3 protein-coding genes and 1 pseudogene are annotated in these 3,421 nt (G+C 47.7%); 2 read left to right on the forward strand and 2 right to left on the reverse strand.

The features are described 5' to 3' along the window. Positions 1-217: 217 nt before the first annotated feature. Positions 218-2,395 (reverse strand): flavin-dependent dehydrogenase, encoded by a 2,178-nt coding sequence (locus QUB61_RS38505; protein WP_333136645.1) that lies wholly within the window; start codon positions 2,393-2,395, stop codon positions 218-220. A 181-nt stretch (positions 2,396-2,576) separates the two neighbouring features. Here QUB61_RS38505 and QUB61_RS38510 point away from each other — a divergent pair, with 181 nt between their 5' ends. Then, positions 2,577-2,810 (forward strand): hypothetical protein, encoded by a 234-nt coding sequence (locus QUB61_RS38510; RefSeq protein WP_333136647.1) that lies wholly within the window; start codon positions 2,577-2,579, stop codon positions 2,808-2,810. Between the two features lie 67 nt (positions 2,811-2,877). Further along, positions 2,878-2,996: pseudogene (locus QUB61_RS38515) on the forward strand (IS5/IS1182 family transposase); the annotation flags it as partial. 43 nt (positions 2,997-3,039) lie between these two features. Here QUB61_RS38515 and QUB61_RS38520 read toward each other — a convergent pair. Beyond that, entirely contained in the window at positions 3,040-3,273 is a 234-nt protein-coding gene (locus tag QUB61_RS38520; protein ID WP_333136649.1) for a hypothetical protein, read from the reverse strand. Positions 3,274-3,421 lie beyond the last annotated feature (148 nt).

The following is a 3,421-nucleotide window of genomic DNA, read 5'->3' on the forward strand; positions in this document are numbered from 1 at the left end:
GTAGAAGGAGGGGTCAAAAAAATGAAAATTGCGCGAATTATTTGTTGGCAAGCTTGATTCGACTTTACGCCCGACTTAGAAGCGCAGATTTGATATCATTCCGGCCTTACTGCCGGAATTGATATCAGCATAGATTTTTAGGTAACTTCTCAAAACTTTACAAAATTTGTCAAGCGAAAGACCGGGTTTTAAACCCAATTTTCTGATAACTCAAAACTCAAAACTCTTTTCTCCCTTTTCCCATGCCGTAGGTGAGAGCATAACAGCTAGTCAACAGCCACAGCCAAACAGCCGGATACCGGGGCTCCAACCAAGGCTGTACGCTGCGGGCGAAGCTGGGAAGCCATCCGAACAGCCAACTGGCCAAAGCCAGCAGAGTAAAACTCAAGTAACTCCCCAGCCAGCGCCAAATATCCCGCAAGGTGACAAAATCTAAAATCCACATCAGGAGAGAAGGGTTTTTTCCGGCTGCTTCTAGAGCCAGTCGATTGAAAGTTAGCCAGTCGGTTCTGTCTTTAATAAAAGTTTCGGCTACGGCGAGTTTCTGTGCTGCCAAAATACCGAAAAAGGTATTGAGAATTGAATTAATTCTTTGGGGTGGCAAACTACGATGAGTTGGAACCATCATGCCTTTAGAAAACAGCCAAGTTACTGAAACATTGCTCTGGTAAGCGCGAATTTTGTTTAAGTGATTTGCCGTCAACAAATTGTGCTTTAAAGCTGTATCCAAAAGGTCTGTTAAGCGGAAAAGATTGCGGACGAGGGAGCCGAAGCCGGTGAAAACGAGGGGAGATTGCAGGGATGCTGCGTCGCCGATCGAGATTAGGCGATCGATCGCCACGGCTCGATCGCTGCTGTTGGTGCTAAAATGCCCGGGAATATAACCGAAGGTCGGTTTTTTCCACACCAATTTATCGACATCGCAGCGGCGGTACTCCGGCAAAATTGCGAAAAAATCCTCGTACATTTCCAGCAAAGAACCGGGATTCTCGGGATGTACTTGGTGGTAGTGAAATAGATAAACTGTCAGTTCTGTGCCGGCGCCGGGAAATAACTCCCAAATGAGCTGGCGCCCCCGAGAAATGTCCCCGTGAGTGTAGAGCACATCCCCGTAATCGGAATCCCACACTCCCGGCTCAAATCCTCCGTCGATGACTGCTCCCACCGTCGGACAAACGCTGTCAAAAGCCCGCCCTTCGTTCAATTGCCAAGCGATGGGAGAAGCCGAACCCATTGCATCCACCAGCAGCCGTCCTAATGCAGTGCGATCGGCTTTTGTCGGCAAGTGGCGACCCTGAACTACTACTTTTTCCGCTTCAACATCGGCTCTGATAAACTCTGTTTCGTCCCAGATTTCCCCGCCAGCTTCTGTTAGCTTCACTCCCGCTAAATCCAGCAATTTCTCGCCGTCCAAAGCTACATTGAGTACCTTCGGTGTGTGCAGAACTGCCGCTTTAGCAACGGGCGGATTGTTAGCATCAAAAAACTTGTTGTAGCCATCTTTGTATTCTCGGGCAATCAAAGTTTCGATTTCCGCAGCAGTAAATAAACCCAAATCAATTAAGCTTTGAATTTCGTCCCGCGAAATATTCCACTCGCGATTCATCCGCCCGAAAGGCATTCGTTCCACTAGCAGCACTCGGTAGCCCAATCTCGCCATCACTGCGGCGTGAATCACTCCCAAGGCCCCGCCAATATAAATTAAGTCATAAAAAGTATCGCCAGAATCAGACACTGGAATTGTGCCGGATGCCTTCTCCCCTGTTGCAACTTCGGTCTTTTTGACCTCCGTTACATCTTGTACACTGCTCGTTGCCGAACTTCCTTCTTCGTGCAAAAACACTACTTGTTTTGGCTTTTGGGGATTGCGGGTGCCTTCGCGCCAGCGCTGCTCCCACCAGTAGACGCGCTGGAGGTCGTATTCGCCTTTGGGCATTTTTTGGAAGTATTTGACCGTCAGGGGGTAATAGGGGGCAAGAGCCTCAAAAATTGACTGTTTGGAGAACTCTATGACAGGGGGTTCGGAGTAGCGATCGGGAAACTTGTTTCTTACAGCAAGATTCAGAGCTTCCAGGAACTTTCTTTCTCCAGCGGGCGGCTCTTCTAGACGAAAGACTTTTAAATAAGTTGTGCGCTGCAGTGACCAGACAAAGGTGGAAAGTTCTGTCGATCGCCAATTTTGGTTTCCTGAATGGGTGTCAGCGAAGGCGGGTTTTGGATTGGCATTTTGAGTTCCAGACTTGAGAACCTCGTCTGTTGTGGCGGGTGAAAGCAGGCGAAAACCATCAGGAGTAATAATTTTTTCTCCTATTCCGGGATCGAATTCGTGCTGCAACCAAGTGCAGACGGCTGCTGTATCTGGTGTGGGGACTTCTAGATAAAGAATTTCTTGCATAATTAGACTCTTAATTCTGAATAAATGAATAAAGATGGGGGAGTTGACAAGGGAGCAAACTAAGTTATACTCCCGAATACTTATTTAGTTTTAAATAAGTTTACAGTGTTCTCAGATTTTTAGCTGATTCGCCGGAAGCCCCACAGCGGCTGAATATCTACTCCCTTCGGTATGCATTCCTATGAATTATCCCATTCCTACGAACCCTCAAGAAATGATTGCTTTGCGACAGCAGCCGCTGAATGAAGAATTGGTGGCGTCGGCGATCGCGGGTGTGATTCAAATAGCTCGATCGCGCTCTCAGTCTTTGGATGAGTTGAAGGCTGAGGTGCTCGCCGACGACAATCTGCTCGATTTTGCTCAGAGGCTCTGGCTGAGCGACATTGTGGCTCAAGCTTGGGACAATTGGCCTTAGACTACAGCGTGTCATCAATTAGATAAGCTAGAGGAAGCCATCCCAGAAGGAAACCAATCCCAGAACGATGACGCGACGTTATGCGCTGCGCGATGACCAGTGGGAAGGCATCAAAGACCTATTGCCGGGACGAGCGTTCCCGCTCTTGAGTCACTGCCGTCGTACAATCGGTTGTTCGTGGAAGCTGAGCAAGCCATTTGCCAAATCAAAGTCATGCAGCGATATCAGATCAGCACCGACATTGCAAGTTTTGGGTGTCTTTGCTGGCGATACAGTGGGCGATGTAGTTGGCTGTGGTGTTGGCTGTGGTGTTGGCTGTGCGATCGCCTGCAAGAGTTGGACTCAATAGAAGTAAGCTAACGATTATCATAATTGTGGTTAATCCACAAGTGGGCGATCGCAAAAAAGCAGAACCAGAAGTTCTGCTTAAAAGCTTTGTTTTCAGCAGAATTTTTTGTGTCATTTTCCTAGTTGGTTATTTTGCCATATCATCTACCCAAAAAAATGCTTTTCTGAAATCCATCGCGCCTATTGTCACCAAAGAACTGGGTCTGAAGCCCCGTCCTTATAGGACGGCTTTGATTCTCTTCATTTTCTGTTAATTGTATTGA

The organism is Microcoleus sp. C2D2, from assembly GCF_036702495.1.
Lineage (GTDB): Bacteria > Cyanobacteriota > Cyanobacteriia > Cyanobacteriales > Microcoleaceae > Microcoleus.

Coding starts and splice junctions, on each gene's coding strand:
- QUB61_RS38505 (WP_333136645.1), bottom strand. CDS start 2,395: ATGCAAGAAATTCTTTATCTAGAAGTCCCCACACCAGATACAGCAGCC.
- QUB61_RS38510 (WP_333136647.1), top strand. CDS start 2,577: ATGAATTATCCCATTCCTACGAACCCTCAAGAAATGATTGCTTTGCGA.
- QUB61_RS38520 (WP_333136649.1), bottom strand. CDS start 3,273: ATGACACAAAAAATTCTGCTGAAAACAAAGCTTTTAAGCAGAACTTCT.